This is a genomic window from Streptomyces sp. NBC_00193 (genome assembly GCF_026342735.1).
GTDB classification, from domain to species: domain Bacteria; phylum Actinomycetota; class Actinomycetes; order Streptomycetales; family Streptomycetaceae; genus Streptomyces; species Streptomyces stoeckheimensis.
Genome location: NZ_JAPEMM010000001.1, coordinates 5,875,903 through 5,892,940, shown reverse-complemented (window position 1 = coordinate 5,892,940; position 17,038 = coordinate 5,875,903). Strand labels below are relative to the sequence as shown.

20 protein-coding genes are annotated in these 17,038 nt (G+C 72.2%); 15 read left to right on the top strand and 5 right to left on the bottom strand.

Annotated features, from left to right (window positions below; all coding sequences use genetic code 11):
• Positions 1-17 precede the first annotated feature (17 nt).
• The 6 genes from OG898_RS26405 (at position 18) to OG898_RS26380 (ending at position 4,845) form a co-directional block, all read left to right on the top strand.
• Entirely contained in the window at positions 18-140 is a 123-nt protein-coding gene (locus OG898_RS26405) for a lasso RiPP family leader peptide-containing protein (RefSeq protein WP_133895650.1), read from the top strand.
• A 120-nt stretch (positions 141-260) separates the two neighbouring features.
• A complete protein-coding gene (locus tag OG898_RS26400; protein WP_266959618.1) occupies positions 261-2,063 on the top strand; it encodes an asparagine synthase-related protein in 1,803 nt (600 codons plus the stop codon).
• The gene (locus tag OG898_RS26395) at positions 2,057-2,308 is read left to right on the top strand and encodes a lasso peptide biosynthesis PqqD family chaperone (protein WP_250740067.1); all 252 of its coding nucleotides are present in this window, start codon (positions 2,057-2,059) and stop codon (positions 2,306-2,308) included. The genes OG898_RS26400 and OG898_RS26395 overlap by 7 nt, the downstream gene beginning before the upstream one ends.
• A gap of 1 nt (position 2,309) precedes the next feature.
• Positions 2,310-2,804: a lasso peptide biosynthesis B2 protein gene (locus OG898_RS26390; RefSeq protein WP_250740068.1), complete on the top strand. Its 495-nt coding sequence runs from the start codon at positions 2,310-2,312 to the stop codon at positions 2,802-2,804.
• Complete coding sequence (locus tag OG898_RS26385) at positions 2,786-3,694, top strand: phytanoyl-CoA dioxygenase family protein (RefSeq protein WP_266959615.1); 909 nt, start codon at positions 2,786-2,788, stop codon at positions 3,692-3,694. Before OG898_RS26390 ends, OG898_RS26385 begins: the two co-directional genes overlap by 19 nt.
• Complete coding sequence (locus OG898_RS26380) at positions 3,691-4,845, top strand: hypothetical protein (protein WP_266959613.1); 1,155 nt, start codon at positions 3,691-3,693, stop codon at positions 4,843-4,845. Before OG898_RS26385 ends, OG898_RS26380 begins: the two co-directional genes overlap by 4 nt.
• On the opposite strand, the gene OG898_RS26375 is transcribed toward OG898_RS26380, so the two are convergent.
• On the bottom strand, positions 4,782-5,819 hold the full coding sequence (locus OG898_RS26375; protein WP_250740071.1) for a PP2C family protein-serine/threonine phosphatase: 1,038 nt from the start codon (positions 5,817-5,819) through the stop codon (positions 4,782-4,784). The genes OG898_RS26380 and OG898_RS26375 overlap by 64 nt on opposite strands.
• Positions 5,820-6,273: 454 nt before the next feature.
• On the opposite strand from OG898_RS26375, the gene OG898_RS26370 reads away from it, so the two are divergent.
• The 3 genes from OG898_RS26370 (at position 6,274) to OG898_RS26360 (ending at position 9,567) form a co-directional block, all read left to right on the top strand.
• Positions 6,274-8,298: a calcium-binding protein gene (locus OG898_RS26370; protein ID WP_266959610.1), complete on the top strand. Its 2,025-nt coding sequence runs from the start codon at positions 6,274-6,276 to the stop codon at positions 8,296-8,298.
• Between the two features lie 124 nt (positions 8,299-8,422).
• Positions 8,423-9,013 (top strand): TIGR03086 family metal-binding protein, encoded by a 591-nt coding sequence (locus tag OG898_RS26365; RefSeq protein ID WP_266959608.1) that lies wholly within the window; start codon positions 8,423-8,425, stop codon positions 9,011-9,013.
• A 413-nt stretch (positions 9,014-9,426) separates the two neighbouring features.
• Positions 9,427-9,567: a hypothetical protein gene (locus OG898_RS26360; protein ID WP_266959606.1), complete on the top strand. Its 141-nt coding sequence runs from the start codon at positions 9,427-9,429 to the stop codon at positions 9,565-9,567.
• 18 nt (positions 9,568-9,585) lie between these two features.
• Here OG898_RS26360 and OG898_RS26355 read toward each other — a convergent pair whose 3' ends face one another.
• Positions 9,586-10,008, bottom strand: a complete 423-nt coding sequence (locus OG898_RS26355) for a CBS domain-containing protein (protein ID WP_266959604.1) — start codon at positions 10,006-10,008, stop codon at positions 9,586-9,588.
• A gap of 105 nt (positions 10,009-10,113) precedes the next feature.
• Between OG898_RS26355 and OG898_RS26350 the strand changes: the two genes are divergently transcribed.
• A complete protein-coding gene (locus OG898_RS26350) occupies positions 10,114-10,953 on the top strand; it encodes a class II glutamine amidotransferase (RefSeq protein WP_250740075.1) in 840 nt (279 codons plus the stop codon).
• 109 nt (positions 10,954-11,062) lie between these two features.
• Complete coding sequence (locus OG898_RS26345) at positions 11,063-11,251, top strand: DUF6381 family protein (protein WP_250740076.1); 189 nt, start codon at positions 11,063-11,065, stop codon at positions 11,249-11,251.
• A 9-nt stretch (positions 11,252-11,260) separates the two neighbouring features.
• On the opposite strand, the gene OG898_RS26340 is transcribed toward OG898_RS26345, so the two are convergent.
• Positions 11,261-11,494 (bottom strand): hypothetical protein, encoded by a 234-nt coding sequence (locus tag OG898_RS26340; protein ID WP_266959603.1) that lies wholly within the window; start codon positions 11,492-11,494, stop codon positions 11,261-11,263.
• A 167-nt stretch (positions 11,495-11,661) separates the two neighbouring features.
• Between OG898_RS26340 and OG898_RS26335 the strand changes: the two genes are divergently transcribed.
• The 4 genes from OG898_RS26335 (at position 11,662) to OG898_RS26320 (ending at position 13,544) form a co-directional block, all read left to right on the top strand.
• Complete coding sequence (locus OG898_RS26335; RefSeq protein ID WP_266959601.1) at positions 11,662-12,015, top strand: PRC-barrel domain containing protein; 354 nt, start codon at positions 11,662-11,664, stop codon at positions 12,013-12,015.
• Positions 12,016-12,126: 111 nt separating this feature from the next.
• Positions 12,127-12,492, top strand: a complete 366-nt coding sequence (locus OG898_RS26330) for an STAS domain-containing protein (RefSeq protein WP_266959599.1) — start codon at positions 12,127-12,129, stop codon at positions 12,490-12,492.
• A gap of 12 nt (positions 12,493-12,504) precedes the next feature.
• A complete protein-coding gene (locus tag OG898_RS26325; RefSeq protein ID WP_266959597.1) occupies positions 12,505-12,993 on the top strand; it encodes an ATP-binding protein in 489 nt (162 codons plus the stop codon).
• The gene (locus tag OG898_RS26320; RefSeq protein ID WP_266959595.1) at positions 12,990-13,544 is read left to right on the top strand and encodes a histidine phosphatase family protein; all 555 of its coding nucleotides are present in this window, start codon (positions 12,990-12,992) and stop codon (positions 13,542-13,544) included. The genes OG898_RS26325 and OG898_RS26320 overlap by 4 nt, the downstream gene beginning before the upstream one ends.
• Positions 13,545-13,614: 70 nt before the next feature.
• Here OG898_RS26320 and OG898_RS26315 read toward each other — a convergent pair whose 3' ends face one another.
• On the bottom strand, positions 13,615-14,919 hold the full coding sequence (locus tag OG898_RS26315; RefSeq protein WP_266959593.1) for an acyltransferase: 1,305 nt from the start codon (positions 14,917-14,919) through the stop codon (positions 13,615-13,617).
• 2 nt (positions 14,920-14,921) lie between these two features.
• Positions 14,922-16,997 carry a bifunctional polysaccharide deacetylase/glycosyltransferase family 2 protein gene (locus OG898_RS26310; protein WP_266960460.1) on the bottom strand — a complete coding sequence of 692 codons (2,076 nt, stop codon included), beginning with the start codon at positions 16,995-16,997 and terminating at the stop codon, positions 14,922-14,924.
• Between the last annotated feature and the right edge of the window lie 41 nt (positions 16,998-17,038).

Genomic DNA, 17,038 nt, shown 5'->3' with positions numbered 1-17,038 from the left:
GGAAGGGGGTGACACAAATGAACGACCACGAGGTTGTCGAATACGAGGCACCCGAAATGCTGCCCATCGGCGAGTTCTCCGAGCTCACGATGTGGTACGGCTGGGCCAGCAACGACGGTGAGGGCACCGCGATCATCTAATCGCCGTGCACGAATTCGGTTGGCTAGGGGGATTCCTTGAGTGCGTCATGGTTCATCGCTTTACCGGAGAACGCCGATGACGCATTTCCGGTCTCCGCCGGGCCGACCGAGAACACCGAAGTGCTGACGTACGCCTCGGGCCGGCCATGGGTGGTCGCAGACCGCTCACACGCCCGCCTGATCGCAGCGGAAGCCGGCGCCAGACGCCTCGCGCTGTTCGGCGAGACGAGCATCGACGCGGGGCGTCTGGCCCGCCTGCTGGCACGGCACGACGAAGCCGCCGCCCTGATGGCCGCCGCGCACGGGACGGCCGGCAGCTTCCACGTCCTCTACACCGACGGCCGCTCCACCTACGTCCAGGGAACCGCCTCCGGCGTGCGCCAGGTGTTCTACGCCCGGCGCCCGGACGGCTCGTACGCCGCGTCCGACTCCGTCGAACCGCTGGCCCGGCTCAGCGGCGCCACCCCGCGCATCGAGATGGTCGCCTGGGGGATGCTGCACCCCGGATTCGACTACGGGCTGACCCACGGCACCTACTGGCACGGGGTCCGCCGGCTCCCCGCCGACCAGCGGCTGCGCATGACCGCCGACCGGGTCGAGTCCACCACCTGGTGGACTCCCCCGGAGCCGACGCTGTCGCTCGCCGACGGCGCCGCGAGGGTGCGGGCCGCGCTGGAGGAGGCGGTGGCCGTCCGGATCGCCACGGCCGGCGGCCTCTCCGCGGACCTGTCGGGAGGCATGGACTCGACCTCCCTCTGCTTCCTCCTGGCGGGCCAGGGCGCGCAGTTCCGGTCGTTCGTCGAGCAGACCGTCGACCCCAACCACGACGACGCCCACTGGGCCGCGATCGCCGCCCGGGAGATCGACCGGGACCTGACGGTCCTCGGCCCCGAGGACGTCCCGGGCCCGTACGACGGGATCTGGGAATCCGGCCGCGGGCTCGTCCAGGACGTTCCGTACGGGCTGGGCGAGCCGTACACCCTCATCCGGAACCGGGCGCGGAAGACCGCGATGTCCAGGATCTTCGCCGCCACCGGATCCGACGTCCACATCGGCGGGTTCGGCGGGGACGAGCTGTTCACCATCGCACCGTCCCACTTCGCCGACCTCTACGCCCGTGCACCCCTGCGCGCGGTGCGCGGCATCCGCGATCTCGCCCGGCTGCGGCGCTGGAGCATGCCCTCCGTCCTGCGCGGGCTGGCCCGGCAGCAGACGTACCAGGGCTGGCTCGAGGAGCAGTTGAGCAGTCTGCACCTGCCCCGGCCGGACGTCCTCGGCCCCGGCCTGAGCTGGGGACCGCAGGTCCGCGTGACCCCGTGGGCGACACCCGCCAACGTCGAGGCCGTGCGCGCGGTCGCCGCCGCCGGCGATGCCCGCCGGACCCCGCAGGCCGGCACCCGCTCCGTGCACACCAGCATCGCGGGACACCGCATCGGCGGCCAACGGCTCGGCCCGCTGCGCGCCCTGATGGAGCATCAGGGAATCACCCTGTCGCTGCCGTACATGGACGACGCGGTACTGGAGGCCGCCCTGTCGGTGTCGCGCGGCGAGGCCCTGCCGGGCACGGGATTCAAGCCGGTCCTGAAGGCCGCCATGCGGGTGGACGGCGCGCCCGGTTCCCGGGCGGGCGCGCTCTCCCGCTCCACCAAGGGCGAGTTCAGCATGTCGGTGCACCGCGGACTGGCCCGCAACCGCCGCTCGCTCCTCGGCCTGTTCGAGGACTCGCTGCTCGCGGAGCACGGCCTGGTGGACATCGACCGGCTGCGCGCCGCCCTGCGGGACACGATGCGCCCCGAGTACGAGACCAACGCGCTGGAGCTGACCGTCGCCGCGGAGGCCTGGATGCAGGCCGTCGCGGGGAACCCGGCACCGGCGGCGCCCGAACGCCCCCTCACGAACCGACGACTGGCCTCACCATGCTGAAGATCTCCCCTCATGTCGTACTCACCAAGACCGAGGACGCCGCCGTCCTCCTGGACAAGAAGTCCGGCACGTACTTCCGCATCAACCCGATGGGGACGTCCGTGTTCGAGATGCTCGCCGCGGGACGCACCCCGGACGAGGTCGTGGACGAGCTGTGCGCACGCCACCCGGAGGCGGCCGACCGGATCCCCGGCGACATCGCGAAGCTGATCGACACCATGCGACGCGCGAAGGTGCTGGTCTGACGTGACGCTGCCCATGACCCTGGAGCCCCGCGCCCGGTTGCCGCTGCGCCGCCGGCCCCTGCCGGTGCTGGCCGTCACGGCGAGCCGCCTCCTGACCCGGCTGAGCCCGCACGCGCTGGAGCGGGCACTGCGCCTGGTCAGCGGCGGCGCCCGCCCCGCCACCCACGCCGAGGCGCTGGCCGCGCGCAGCGACGTCGTCTCCGTGAGCCGCCGCGCCGCCGGGCCGTACTGCCTGGAGCGCTCGATCGCGGCGGCCCTGCTGGCCCGCCTGCGCGGCAGCTGGCCCGACTGGATCTCCGGCGTCAGCCTGATGCCGTTCGCCGCGCACGCCTGGATCGAGGTCGGGGGCCGGGCGGTCGGCGAGTCCCTGCGGCTGGACGCCTTCCACAAGAACATCGTCGTGTCCCGCGCCCCGCGCCCGGAGCGGAGCGACGGACCGCACGAGCACCTCTCCGAGAGCCGAGACGGACGGACACCATGGACACCAAGCACATAGTGGAACAGCTGGCCGGCCGGGGATACGCCCTGGTACCCGGCTTCGTGACGGGCGAGGCCCTCGCACGGGCGCAGGCCGCGATCGACACGTACTTCCCCGACCCGGAGGCGAGCGGGAGCACGCCCGAGGAGGTCAACGCCCTCAAGCACGCGGTCCCGTTCCCCTTCACCAGCAACGACCTGAACCGGCACGCGCTGGACACCCGGGTGATCGACGTCGTGGAGGAAATGCTCGGCACCGCCGACCTGCGTCTGACGAGCTCCTTCATCCAGGCCAAGTACGGCACGGCGTACGGGGAGAGCCGGGACCAGACCTTGCACAACGACGCCTGGGCGGCGAGCAGCCTGGTGCACCCGCGCGCGGACGGCGTCTACCAGCGCGTGTACGGCATCCTCTACCTGACCGACGTGACCGCGGACACCGCGCCCACCTACGTCGTCGACCGTGCCGCGCACCTCGGGCTGCCGCTGCTGACCGACGCGGGCAAGGGCTCGTACGACAAGGCGGAGTACCCCGGGCTGTACGAGCAGGAGCGGCCCGTGGAGGCCGAAGCCGGCTCGCTCCTGCTCTTCGTCGGCGACATCGTCCACCGGGGGTCGGCCTACAACGAGGCGCTCGGCCGGCGGCTCGCGCTGTTCTTCAACATGCACGGGGCGCAGGCCCGTTGGACGGACAAGCACCTGTGGTCGATGCGGCCGGCCCACCCCAACTGGAACACCCTGCACGAGCTCATGGTCGAACTGGACCCGCGCCAGCGCCACTTGCTGGGCTTCCCGCCCCCGGGGGACGACTACTGGACCGAGGAGACGATCGGGCACCTGGAGCGGATGTATCCCGGGATCGACTCCAAGCCCTACCTGCCTCCCGTCCCCGAACCGGTCGCCCCGTGAGAACCCAGCGGCCCGGGTACGCGGGACTGGCCGTCGACGGGCTGCGCTACCTGGGAGAGGTGCTCGGCCTGGGGGAACGCTTCGACGCGGCGGCCCAGGCCGCCGTCGGAACCCTCTTCGAGGGATGGGGCCACCGGGTCTCGCGGGACGCCGACGGCGGCGGTACGCGGCAGGACGCGGTGGCGACCGCCCCGTTCGAGTACTCCCTCGTGCTCGACGGGGACCGCGTCGACGTCCGGCTCTTCTTCCGGCCGCTGTCCGAGCGGGGCCCCGCCTCCGCGACCGGGAGCTGGGAGCGCGGCCTGCGGACGCTGGCCGAGCTGGAGCGCCTGGGCCTCGCTCGCCCGGAGCGGGCCCGGGAGGTCACCGGCCTGTTCCGGCCGCGCAGCGAGCGGGCGGCGTTCGGGATGTGCCTGGCGGCCTCGGTCCGCGCGTCGGGCATCGCGCGCCCCAAGGTGTACTTCGACACGCTGGCGGCGGGTACCGAGCGCAGCCGGGAGACCGTGGGCACGGCCCTCGACCGGCTCGGGCAGGGCGGCGCGTGGAGCTGGCTGCAGCGCCACGACCCCCAGGGGATGGCCGACCTGATGCCGGCCTTCTTCGCGCTCGACGTGGACGAGTCCCCGCACGCGCGGATCAAGTTCTACACGACGGTCGCGGAGCGTTCCACCGCCGAACTCGCGGCGCGCCTGGCCCCGTTGGGCCGCGCTGCGGCGGCAGCCGCGGCGGGGCTGGTGGCGGACTGCGCCCCGCGCGGATCCGAGCCGCTCGACCTGGCCGGCGTACGCCCGACCCTGTGCTGGAGCATGACCTCGCGCGACGGGGACCGGCCGCAGGACGCCACGCTGTACCTGCCGTTCAACCTGTACGCCCCGCAGCAGCGGGAGGCGCACGGCAGGCTGCGCCGGAGTCTCGATCCGGCGCTCCTGGCGCGGGTCGGGCGGCTGGTGGCCGACCACGCCGCTGCTGTGGAGGGGCGGGCGAACCCGTTCCACTGGGCGGCGGCCAAGCTGGTGCACGGCGGGCGGGCGCTCACCCTCTACACCTCGGCGGCGGCGGTGGAGGCGGCCCGGACGGCACGGGTTCCTCAGGACTCAAAGAGGCGTACGGCCAGGGCCGCGATGTCGTCGTCGAGGCGTCCCCTGCTGTAGCGGAGCAGATCCCGGTGCAGGGCCGTGAGCAGGTCGCGGGGCGGCGCCGGGGGCTGTCGGCGCATCCACTCCGTCAGCGGGAAGAACTCGCCGTCGCGGGCCCGGGCCTCGGCGATCCCGTCGGTGTACAGGAGCAGCACGTCGCCGGGGGCGAAGCCGAAGGTGTCGACGGTGTAGTGGTCTCCGATCAGCTCGGCGAGGCTGAGCAGCGGGGAGGGGGCGGCCGAGTCGAGGACGCGGAGCTTCCCGCGGTTCAGGATCAGTGGCGGCGGATGTCCGCAGTTGAGGACGTCGATGTGCCCGGCCCCGCGCGGGATCTGGACGAGGAGGGCCGTCGCGAAGCGCTCCATCGGCCCCTCGGGGGGAAAGGCCGAGTTGTAGCGGGTGCTGCTGGCGTCCAGTCTGCGGGCGATGTCGACCAGCTCGGCCTCGCCGTAGGCCGCCTCCCGGAAGGCGTTGACGATCGCCGCGGCCGCCCCCACGGCCGGGAGTCCCTTGCCCCGCACGTCACCGATGAGCAGCCTGACCCCGAACGGGGTGTCGACGCCCTCGTAGAAGTCCCCGCCGATGCGGGCCTCCGCCGCGGCCGCGAGGTACAGCGACTCGATCTCGATGCCGCCGATGCGGTGGGGCATGGGGCTCAGCACCACCTGCTGCGCCGCGTCGGCCACGAGCCGCACCTGGAAGAGGGTGCGCTCCCGCTGGAGCCGGACGTGGCTTCCGTACGCGGCGGCCACGGTCACCGCGATGATCCCCGAGGCCGTCCACCACGTCCCCAGATCGGGGAAGACGAGGCTGAGACCGATCATCAGGAGGAGGCAGACCGTACCGAGCAGGACGGTGGGGAGCACCGGCCACATGGCGGCGGCGAGTGCCGGCGCGGCGGGCAGGAGGCGGCTGAAGGCCATCTCCGGCGGGGTGGTGTACGCGAGGCTGGCGATGACGACGGTCAGGAAGACCGGCGACAGCCGCACAAGTCTTCCCTGGCCGCGGCGCGTGCGGAGCCGCGGCCGTCCAGACTCGATCACATGTACCAGGGTATCCGCGCACGGGGGATACAGCGCCCCGGCGGCCGGGACGCGGGGCCCTTCGGACCGGCGACCGGGGCGCGAGCAGGGCGAGGTTCGTGGACACCGCGCCGTCGTCGAACACCTTCTTCCCGACGTCAAGGGGTGGACCTGCGGACTGCCGCGGACTCATCGCCGCGTCCGAGCCCTCTTCGCCCGGGTTCGCCCACGGGGGTGGATCCCCGCCCTCGCAGGACCCGGCCCGGCCCCGCCTCGGCCGCCCGGCGCACGTCCGGCACGAAGCTGCTGCCTGCTCGTTCCCCGGCGCGACTCGGAGGTCCGTACGACCATGATCCACTCACACCCCAGCCCACCCGAAGGGCGCCGCCGCCCCGTCCGGAGCGGTGGACGGGCGGCCACGGTGCTGGCAGCAGCGACGGCCGCCGCGCTCGCGCTGGTCCTGGCGCTGCCCGGTACGGCGCTGGCGGCCCCGGGAGACCCTGACCCCGGCTTCGCGGGCTCCGGCAAGGTCCAGACGTACTTCCCGGACGACGGCGGACCGTGGGACTACGCCGAGGGTCTGGACGTCGCCCGGCAGGGCGACGGCAAGCTGGTCGTGGCCGGTCACGTCACGGGGCCGGGCGTCCCGTTCGACATGGCGCTGATCCGGTACAACGCCGACGGCAGCGTCGACACCGGATTCGGTGGCGGCGACGGCCGGGTGACCAGCGATTTCGGGGGTGACGACCAGGCCGAGGCGGTGGCGGTACAGCCCTCCGACGGCAAGATCGTGGTCGCCGGCCGCACCGAGGTCCCGGACGAGGGCGGCGGCTGCTGCTTCTTCTCCGTCGCCCGCTACAACACCGACGGCTCGCTCGACCAGGGCTTCGGCTCGGCCGGTCTCGTACGCGTCGACGACTTCGGCGGCGCGTCGGGGGCCGCCGACCTGGTCGTCCAGCCGGACGGCAAGATCCTCGCCGTGGGCCTCAGCGGCGGGGCGGGCTTCGCACTGGCCCGCCTCAACCCGAACGGCAGCCCCGACCCGTCCTTCGGCGGGGACGGCACGGTGGTGGCGGGCTTCGCTCCCGCCTTCCCCGGTGACGCGGGCGGGCAGGCCACCGGCCTGGCGCTCCAGGCGGACGGCAGGTTCGTCGCGGTGGGCTACGTGGGCAGCACGGCCTTCGACTTCGGAGTGGCCCGCTACCTGTCCAACGGCAGCCTCGACACCTCCTTCAGCGGCGACGGCATGGCCACCGCCGACTTCGGCGGTACGGACTTCGGCCGGGCCGTGGCGGTCCAGTCCGACGGCGCGGTCGTCGCCGCGGGGTCGACGAACACCGGGTTCGCACTGGCCCGGTTCACTTCCGGCGGCAGTCCCGACGCCGCCTTCGGCACCGGCGGCCGGGTCACCACCGTCTGGCCGCTCAGCACGGCGGTCGCCTACGACATGACCCTCCAGCAGGACGGCAAGATCCTCGTCGGCGGCACGGCCGACGACCCGGACAGCCAGGAGGCCTCCGACTTCGCCCTCGCCCGCTACCTGCCGAGCGGCAGCCTGGACACCGGCTTCGGCGGCGGTGACGGCCGGGTGTACACCGGCATGCTGGGCGGGGAGGAGATCCGCGGAGTGCTCGTGCAGCCCGACGGGAAGATCGTGGCCGCGGGGCTGGCCGGGCTGGGCGCCTTCGGCATCGCCCGCTACGAAGGCGGCGGCACCACCCCGCCTCCGCCCCCTCCGGCGGCCGACCTGTCGGTGACGAACACCGGCACGACGACCGTGAGCATCGGCGACCAGGCCTCGTACACGGTCCGGGTCACCAACGCCTCGACGTCCACGGCCACCGCGACGGGCGTGACGCTCACCGACACCCTCTCCGGAGCCGGCGGCACCCTCCTGTCGGCCGTCCCCTCCCAGGGCACCTGCACGACCACGGCGACCGGGGCGACCTGCGCCCTCGGCAGCCTCGCACCGGGCGCGAGCGCCACGGTCACGGTGACGGCCGAACCGCGTGCCACCGGCACCCTGACGAACAGCGCCTCCGCCACGGCCACGCCCCAGGACCCGAACCCGGGCAACAACAGTGCCGGCGCATCGACCTCGGTGAACAACTCCCGCGGCTGCACGATCATCGGCACCAGCGGTACGGACACCCTCAACGGCGGCTACTCCAACGACGTCATCTGCGGCCTCAGCGGCAATGACACCATCCGCGCGAGCTACGGCAACGACACCGTCCACGGCGGGCCCGGCAACGACAACATCGACGGGGGCTTCGGCGACGACACCCTCAACGGCGGCCCGGGCAACGACACCCTCACCGGCTACTACGGCAACGACCGCCTGACCACCACCGACGGCGTCCTCGCCAACGACACCGCCAACGGCGGCATGGGCACCGACACCTGCACCACCGACCCGGGCGACGCCCGCATCAGCTGCCCCTGAGCGGGTGCCCCGCGGCCCGGGAGGGGTTCGCTCCCCTCCCGGGCCGAGGCTGCCGGCCGTGTGGCGATGAGTTCGGGCGCCGCCGCCGGTCCACCCTCCACCCCTTTCCCCGAAGGAGCGGCACATGACCGGTACGACACTGCTCGACCTCGGACCGCAGGCCCGGATCGTGGCCCGCCTGGCGGCGGGCGTTCCCGACGCCCGGCTCGCGGACCCGACGCCCTGCCCCGACTACGCGGTCGGCAACCTGCTGGGCCACCTCTCCGGCCTGGCCGTCGCGTTCCGCGACGCCGGCCGCAAGGACCTGGGCCCCACGACGGACACGGCCCCCGACACGGCCGTGCCCGCCCTCCCCGCCGACTGGCGCGAGGAACTCCCCCGGGTCCTCGGCGAACTGGCCGAGGCCTGGACGGATCCGGCCGCCTGGACCGGCATGACCCGCGCGGGCGGCGTGGACCTGCCGGGCGAGATCGCGGGTCTGGTGGCCGTCAACGAACTGGTCATCCACGGCTGGGACCTGGCTCGGGCCACCGGCCAGGCGTACGCACCCGATCAGGCCGCACTGGAGACCTCGTACGGCTTCCTCCTGGCCGCGGCCGAGGAGGAGGGCAGCCGCGGGGACATCTTCGGCCCCGTCGTCCCGGTACCGGACGACGCCCCGCTGCTGGACCGGGCGGTCGGGCTGAGCGGGCGCGATCCGGACCGGCCGTCCTGACGCGAAGCGCTGCGCGGTCGCGCGGCGGCGCCTTCAGGTGACGGGCTCCGGTGCCGGGGCGGGCCCGGGCAGGGGGCCCGGCTGCGGGTGCGGCTCGGGCCGCGGCGCCGGTGGCGGCTGGGGGTCGGGTCCGGGCTGCGGCGGAGCCGGTGGCACGGGGTCGGGCCCGCCGGGAGGCGGAACGGGACCGGGCACCGGTCCGGGCTCCGGACCAGGTCCAGGGCCCGGAGCCGGGGTGGGGCTGGGCGGAACGGGATCACGGGGAGGGATCCCCATGGCTGCTCCTTTCGGTCGGGTGTCGGGGGCCGGCGCCGGATCTACCGGGTCGGCGGTGCCGGCGGGGGGTCGTCGGTCATGGCTGTTTCCGTCCCGCGCCTGCCCCCGCCGATGCGGCTCAATCGCCTCCGGCACGCGTGCCCCGCGAGCTCATCCCGGCTGCGGACGGTGCTTGTGCGGTCCTCACCCTGGGCTGCCTGCTCCTGCTCGTGATCCGGTGGTGCCGCAAGGCATCGGCCGCTTCGGCCGACCACGAGGCCGACCACGAGGAGGGCTGACGACGGGGGTGCCGCGTCTCAGGTGTCCGGCTCCGCGGCCGAGATGGCCGCGAGGGTGGACCCGGGGTCGCGTTCCACCGTGAGGTCGCCCAGGGTGACGACGCCGACGAGCTCACCGTCCTCGGATTGCACGGGCAGGCGCCGCAGCGCGTGCCGCCGCATGAGATCCGCGGCCTGGTCCACGTAGTCGTCGGGCTTGACGGTCACCGGTGCGGGGGTGCAGACCGCCTGCACCGTCGTCTCGGCGGGGTCCCGGTTGTCGGCCACGGCCCGGATGACGAGGTCCCGGTCGGTCAGGATGCCGTGGAGCCGACCGCCGTCGACGACCAGGACGTCCCCGATGTCCGCGTCCCGCATCACCCTGGCGGCTTCCGCCAGGGACGTCAGCTTTTCGACGGTCACCGGATTGCCGGTCATCACCTCGTGGACTCGACGGGTCATGGTCGCACCTCCGTACCCTGCGTCTTTCCACCCGGCCCGTCGGCAAACCCCGGTGCGCAGGTCGCGGGGTTACGCTCGGATGAGGCCGCGAAGGGGATGGTGCGCATGTGCCGGTGGCTCGCCTACTCGGGCTCGCCCATGCTGCTCGACGCCGTGCTCTACCGTCCGGAGCACTCGTTGATCAATCAGAGCCTGCACGCCCGCCTGGGCGTCGAGACGACCAACGGCGACGGTTTCGGCATCGGCTGGTACAGCGGGAACGGGGACGGCACACCGGCCGTCTTCCGGGACATCGCCCCGGCCTGGAACAACCGCAACCTGCGCGAGCTCGCCGCGCACGTCAGCTCGCACCTGTTCTTCGCCCACGTGCGCGCCTCGACGGGCTCGGCCATCCAGCAGACCAACTGCCACCCCTTCCGCCACGGGCGGTGGCTGTGGATGCACAACGGGTCCATCGCGGACTTCCCCCGGCTGCAGCGGGACCTCTGCCTGGCCGTCGACCCAGCCCTCTTCCCTGCCATCGAGGGGTCCACCGACTCCGAGGTGATGTTCTACCTGGCGGTCACCTTCGGGCTCGACCAGGACGTCCCGGGCGCCGTGGCCCGGATGACCGGGCTCGTGGAGCGCCTCGGCAAGGAGCACGGCATCGCGGATCCGCTCCAGATGACGCTGGCGATCAGCGACGGCGCGTACCTCTGGGCCTTCCGCTACTCCAGCGGGGGTGCGGCCCGCTCGCTCTTCTACAGCAGCCGCGCCGAGACCGTCCGCCACCTCCACCCCGAGGTGGAGTACCTCCGCGAGATCTCCGACGCCTCGCGCATCGTGGTCTCCGAACCGCTGGGGGACCTCCCCGGCGTCTGGAACGAGCTTCCCCAGGCCAGCTACACGGTGATCCCTTCCGCTCCGGACAGGGACTGGCTCCCCTTCGTACCGGAATTCCCCTGACGGCCGTTCCGCGTCCCGGGAGCCGCGGTGGCGGGTGCGGTGCGGTGCTGATTGGCTGGGAGTACCCGTACCGCAGGGGTACCGCATTCCCCCGAAGCGAGGATCGCTCATGAGCAACGAGAGCCAGCCGAGCCAGCGGGTCCGGCAGATGCGTGACAAGGCCCAGGAACTGGAGCAGGCGTCGCAGCGCGCGACGGATCCGGCGGAGAGGCAGAGGCTCATCGAGAAGGCCCTGCACATCCGGAAGAAGAGCGAGCAGGAGAACGGCCCGGGCAGCGGAACGATGGACCCCATGTAGCGCCCGCGCTCACCCGGTCCAGTGGAACCTCCCGCCTCCGACCCAGCGGACCTCGTCCGGGTCGTCGAGGTCGTGGATCGTGATGCCGGCGGCCGCCGCGGTCAGGACCACGTCCGTCATCGACCGGGCGGTGCTGGCCACCTCGCCGTCGATCTCCACGATGCGGAACGGCGGGTCGGCGGGGCACACCCCGAGCACGGTGACCCGAGCCGGGGGAAGGTAGGGGATCGCGCCTTCGGTCATGCGACATCGCCTCCCGGGTCTCATATCGCCCCTTCCCGAACGCCCGGGCGGAAAACCTCCCGCGTACCGGCCGGACGGGAGCCGCGGTGCGTGCCCGCGCGCTTTCTGGGGAGACGCCTGTGGGACGGCGACGCACGACCGTCGCCTCGCACAGAAAGGGACGTGCCATGAGCACGGAAGAGATTTGGGGCTACCACCAGGACGCCGGATACCAGAAGGGGATCGACCTCGTCGGATACAAGGTCGAGGCCACCGACGGCAGCATCGGGAAGGTCGACAAGCACTCCGAGGACGTCGGAGCATCCCACATCGTCGTCGACACCGGTGTCTGGATCTTCGGCAAGCACGTACTGCTCCCGGCCGGGACCATCCAGCGCATCGACACCGTCGAGGAGAAGGTCTACGTCGGCCGGAGCAAGGAGCAGATCAAGAACGCTCCCGAGTTCGACCGGGCCAAGTACGGCGGCGGGCCCACCTACCTGGAGCAGTTCGCCCGGTACTACAACCAGCCCCACATGTGACCGGCGCGGTGGCACCCCTGACGTCACGGTTCGGTGGCGTGTGAGGGGGTAGGCGCGCAACGTGTCCGGAAGACGAGCCCGTGTGAGGAACCCGCGGGAAAGGGGTGCACGATGGCCACGGCGGACGGCGACCGTTTCGCGGTCGAGGTACGGCCCGTCGAGGGAGCCACCGTCCTCGCGCTGGCGGGCGAGCTCGACCACGACACCGCCGAACCCTTGAGGGCGGCCATCGAAGCCGCCCGGGCGGGCGGTGGGCAGCGGTTGCTCCTCGATTTCAGCGGGCTGGACTTCTGCGACTCCACGGGATTGAACGTGTTGTTGCACGGGCGGCTCGCGGTCCGGGAATCGGGCGGCAGTCTCGAACTGATCGGGCTCCACCAGCCGGTCGAACGCATGCTGCACATCACGGGCGTGGTCGGACTGTTCCCGCTGCACCCCGATGTGGATGCGGCGCTGGCACGTCACCGGAGCGCGTAGCGGAGGAGCACGATGATTGAGCACCGGTCACCGGAACAGACCCGGCGTCTGGTGCTGCACGGCACCACGGACGTCGTCGGCCGCTGCCGGGATTTCACCCGCGCCGCCCTGACCGAGTGGCAGTGGCTGCCGGCGGCGGAGGGCCGCCGCAACGACGGCCTCCGGGACGAGACCGCGGACGATGCCCTGCTGCTGGTGTCCGAGGTCGTGGCCAATGCCTGCATGCACGCGGGCGGGCCGAGCTCGCTCCTCCTGCGCCGCACCGCCGAGGGGCTGCGCATCGAGGTCACCGACGCGAGCCCCGTCGCGCCGGCCGTCAGGCACCCGGCGGACCCGGCACGGCCCGGAGGCCACGGGCTGGTCATCGTGGAACGGCTGGCACGGAAGTGGGGCTCGGAGCCGGTGGGCGGCGGAAAGTGCGTATGGGTGGAGCTGGACGCACCGGCGTACGTCCCGGCCGGTGGACCGTGGCAGGCTGGGGCGATGAGGCTGAGATCATGAGCGCGCCGTCCGCCGCCCGCCTGGTGCTGCTGCGCCACGCCAAGTCCGCCTGGCCCGACGTCGCGGACCACGAGCGGCCGCTCGGCCCGCGCGGTCTGCGGGACGCGCCCGCGGCGGGCCGCTGGCTGCGCGAGGCCGGCTGCCTGCCGGCCCTGGTCATCTGTTCCACCGCCCGGCGGACCCGGGAGACCTGGGCACTGGCTGCCGCAGAGCTCGGCGCCGAGGTCCCGGTGCGCTTCGACGAGCGGGTGTACGCCGCCGAGCCGGAGGAGCTGCTGGCGGTGGTGTCCGAGGTGCCGGACGAGGTGGGGACGCTGCTGCTCGTCGGCCACAACCCGGGACTGGAGGAACTGGCCCTCGGCCTCGCGCGGGATGCCGCGGGCGCCGCGGAGGCCGGAGATGCCGCGGAGGCCGGGGCGATCGCGCGCCTGGCGGAGAAGTTCCCGACGTCCGCGATCGCGGTGCTCGCCTGCCCCGGCTCCTGGCGGGAGCTCGCGCCGGGCTCGGCCCGGCTGACCGACTTCGCCGTCCCGCGGGGCGCCGCCCGCTGACGCACCACAGCGAGAAGGGGCCGTTCCGGATCGCTCCGGAACGGCCCCTCCGTTAGCGGGCGGAGGCCCGTCAGTCGGTGGACCGGCGTCTGCCCCGCTGGCGGCGCGGGTACGGCAGGAGCCGCGGCGAGCGTTTGGCGGCCACGTCCTCGATCCAGCCGAAGGTCAGGACCAGCAGGCCGATCAGCGGGATCGCCACCAGCAGGGTGAACCACTGGCTGGCCAGCAGCCACTGGAAGTTCTCGTAGACGAAGGGGACGCTCCACAGGGGGTCGATCAGCGGGATCGCGGCCACCAGTGCCACCTGGTGCCACAGGTAGACGCTGACCGCGCGCGAGTTGAGCAGGCTGACCAGGCCGTTCCAGCGTTCCAGCACTCTGGGCCACTGATCCCAGGAAGGGCTGACGTGGAGCAGGATGGCGACGAAGCCCAAGGACCACAGGGCCTGGGCGATCGGCCAGGCTTCGATGTCCGTCGGTACGGTCGGGTCGACCGGCCGGGTCTGCAGGTACCAGAGGCCGGCCACCATGACGAGCGGCGCGATGGACGGCAGGACGTACTGCGGGATCTTCTTGAGCAGCCCTTCCTGGTGGGCCATGCCGAGGAGCCAGCAGGAGCCGAACATGGCGAAGTCGTTGGCGGTCTCCCAGACCCGGCCGTAGACGAACTCCTGGTCGGCGAAGAACGAGTTCATGACGATCAGCACCGCCAGGGGGCTGAACAGCGTCACCCACGGAAGCCGCCGCAGCGCGCGGAGCATCAGCGGTGAGAGCAGGACGTACCAGAGGTAGGCACGGAGGTACCAGAGCGGGACGGTGATCTGCAGGGCCCAGCCGCCCTCCACGCGGCCGAACCCGGGCAGGTCCTCCGCGAACGGCGGAGTGCTGAGCGGCAGGATCCAGAACGCCATCTTGGTCCACCACCAGGTGGGATGGCCATCGGAGTCGGGACCCCAGCCGTCGAAGAGCTGGAGGGTGATCAGGACGATGCCGAACAGCCACATCGGCGGCAGCAGTCGGCGCAGTCGGCCGCGGATCACGCCGAGGGCGGGACGGCTGAGCGAGCGGGCCATCAGCGAGCCGGCCAGCGCGAACATCACGCCCATCGACGGGAAGACGAGGGGCAGCCAGAACCAGCCGAAGTTGTGGTAGAAGATCACGCGCACCAGGGCCAGCGCGCGCAGCAGGTCGAGGTAGCGGTCGCGGCCGCCCTTGCGCGGGGACGGCGCCTTGGACTCCGGCTGCGCATCGGGCTGCTGCTGCGGCTCCGGCCGCTGCTCGGGCTCCCACTCGGCCTCCCACCGCTGTCGCACGATGGCGGGGACCCGCAACTGGACGGTTTCCTGGTTGCGCCCCAGGTCGGTGTATCCGGTCACGGTCAGGCCTCCACGGGTACAGCGACCTCGCCGGTGCGCCGGAGCTTCTGCCAGCGCAGTCGGCCACCGGTCATCGCCGTGATCGCGGACTGCAGCAGAACGATGTACATGAGCTGCCGGTAGACCAGCTGCTGGATCGGCAGGCTGATCAGGTACCAGGGCTTCTCGCGGTCGAGATGGAAGGCGTACCAGGACAGCACGGCCTGGAGCAGGATGAAGCCGCCCCAGCTGGTGAGCGTGATCCCGGCGTCCCCGAAGAACACGCCGTACAGCAGGAACAGGTCGACCAACGGCGCCAGCAGCGGGGCGATCACGCCGAACAGCACGACGAGCGGCAGCCCGATGCGGCCGAAGCGCCCGGCCGGGCCGCGGGAGGTCACCGCGGCGCGGTGCTTCCACATCGCCTGCATGCTGCCGTAGCTCCAGCGGTACCGCTGGGACCAGAGCTGCTGGAGGCTGGCGGGAGCCTCGGTCCAGGCGCGGGCCTCCTCGGCGTAGACGATCCGCCAGCCGTCGCAGAGCACCGCGATGGTGATGTCGGTGTCCTCGGCGAGGGTGTCGTCGCTCATCCCGCCGACCCGCCGCAGGGCCTCCTTGCGGAAGGCGCCGACCGCGCCGGGGATGGTCTGGATGACGTTGAGCATGTCGTACATCCGGCGGTCCAGGTTGTGGCCGAGGACGTACTCGATGTGCTGCCAGGCGCCGATCAGGCTGTCGCGGTTGCCGACCTTGGCGTTGCCCGCGACCGCGCCGATCGTCGCGTCTCCGAAGGGCTGGACCAGCTCGCGCACGGTGGACGGTTCGAAGACGGTGTCGCCGTCCATCATCACGATGATCTCGTGCGAGGCGGCCGCGATACCGGTGTTGAGGGCGCTGGACTTGCCGCCGTTGGCCTTGCGGATCAGCCGGACGAACGGCAGGTTCATCGCCTCGACTATGTCCGCGGTGCCGTCCGAGGAGCCGTCGTCGATGACGATGACCTCGATCGGATAGTCACTGACGGCCAGCGAGTTGAGGGTGTTGGCTATGCACTCGCGCTCGTTGTACGCGGGGACCAGGACGGTGACCGTTTCGGTGACGGGCGTTCCCCAGGCGTCCCGCCGCTTGGCGCGGCGGGCGTGCATCGGCGCGAGGACGAGCATCAGCCCGAACCGGCCGAAGTTGAGGAAGCCGACGAGGGCCAGCAGCCCGACCAGGACCGGCAGGGTGTGCACGGAGAACTGGGTGGCCCAGATGTATCCCTTGCCCGCCCACAGCTGGAATCCGGTCACCGGCACGGTGGCGCTGGAGGCGCCGAGCGCGTCGGAGATGGTGGTGAAGCGGTACCCCTGGGCCTGCAGTTTGACGATGATCTGCTCGAGCGCCTCGATGGTCTGGGTACGGTCGCCACCCGCGTCGTGGAGCAGGATCAGCTCGCCCGCGCCGGGCGTGGCCGGCATCGCCGCCTTGACGATCTCCTCGACACCGGGACGCTTCCAGTCGTCGGTGTCCCGGTCGATGAAGGCGGTGAGGTAGCCGCGCGCGCCCACGTACTTGATGACCGGATAGTTCCAGTCGTCCATCGCCGAGGCGTCGGAGGAGTACGGCGGGCGGAACAGCGCGCTGTGGACGCCCGCGACTCCGGCCAGCGCCAGCTGCGTCTGCGCCAGTTCCCAGCTGATCCGGGTGTGGGACTGGTACACCAGGTCGGGGTGGGTGAAGGTGTGCACGCCCAGTTCGTGGCCGCCCGCGACGATCTGCCGGATCAGCTCCGGGTTGCGCGTGGTCATGGCACCGGTCACGAAGAAGTCCGCACGGACGTCGTGGCGCGCGAGCACCTCGAGGATCTTCGGGGTCCACTGCGGCGAGGGACCGTCGTCGAAGCTCAGGACCACGGTGCGGTCGGGGATGTGATAGCTCACGGGCTTCTCGTTCTTGCTGCCGCGCGCGTCGATGACCGGACCACCCTTGAGCAGGTGCTGCGGGACGGTCGTCTTGTCGACCGAGATCGCGATCCGGTCGTCGTGGAAGGCCTCGTTGGTGGCGAGGCCGCGCAGCACGAGAAGCGCAAGCAGGCACGCCAGCAGGGACAGCGGCATGAAGAAGCGCAGCGGCGGCGCGGCCAGTCGGCGCGGCCTCA

Coding starts and splice junctions, on each gene's coding strand:
- OG898_RS26340 (WP_266959603.1), bottom strand. CDS start 11,494: ATGACCGAAGGCGCGATCCCCTACCTTCCCCCGGCTCGGGTCACCGTG.
- OG898_RS26385 (WP_266959615.1), top strand. CDS start 2,786: ATGGACACCAAGCACATAGTGGAACAGCTGGCCGGCCGGGGATACGCC.
- OG898_RS26320 (WP_266959595.1), top strand. CDS start 12,990: ATGAGCGCGCCGTCCGCCGCCCGCCTGGTGCTGCTGCGCCACGCCAAG.
- OG898_RS26365 (WP_266959608.1), top strand. CDS start 8,423: ATGACCGGTACGACACTGCTCGACCTCGGACCGCAGGCCCGGATCGTG.
- OG898_RS26310 (WP_266960460.1), bottom strand. CDS start 16,997: ATGCCGCTGTCCCTGCTGGCGTGCCTGCTTGCGCTTCTCGTGCTGCGC.
- OG898_RS26345 (WP_250740076.1), top strand. CDS start 11,063: ATGAGCAACGAGAGCCAGCCGAGCCAGCGGGTCCGGCAGATGCGTGAC.
- OG898_RS26325 (WP_266959597.1), top strand. CDS start 12,505: ATGATTGAGCACCGGTCACCGGAACAGACCCGGCGTCTGGTGCTGCAC.
- OG898_RS26405 (WP_133895650.1), top strand. CDS start 18: ATGAACGACCACGAGGTTGTCGAATACGAGGCACCCGAAATGCTGCCC.
- OG898_RS26335 (WP_266959601.1), top strand. CDS start 11,662: ATGAGCACGGAAGAGATTTGGGGCTACCACCAGGACGCCGGATACCAG.
- OG898_RS26350 (WP_250740075.1), top strand. CDS start 10,114: ATGTGCCGGTGGCTCGCCTACTCGGGCTCGCCCATGCTGCTCGACGCC.
- OG898_RS26330 (WP_266959599.1), top strand. CDS start 12,127: ATGGCCACGGCGGACGGCGACCGTTTCGCGGTCGAGGTACGGCCCGTC.
- OG898_RS26395 (WP_250740067.1), top strand. CDS start 2,057: ATGCTGAAGATCTCCCCTCATGTCGTACTCACCAAGACCGAGGACGCC.
- OG898_RS26355 (WP_266959604.1), bottom strand. CDS start 10,008: ATGACCCGTCGAGTCCACGAGGTGATGACCGGCAATCCGGTGACCGTC.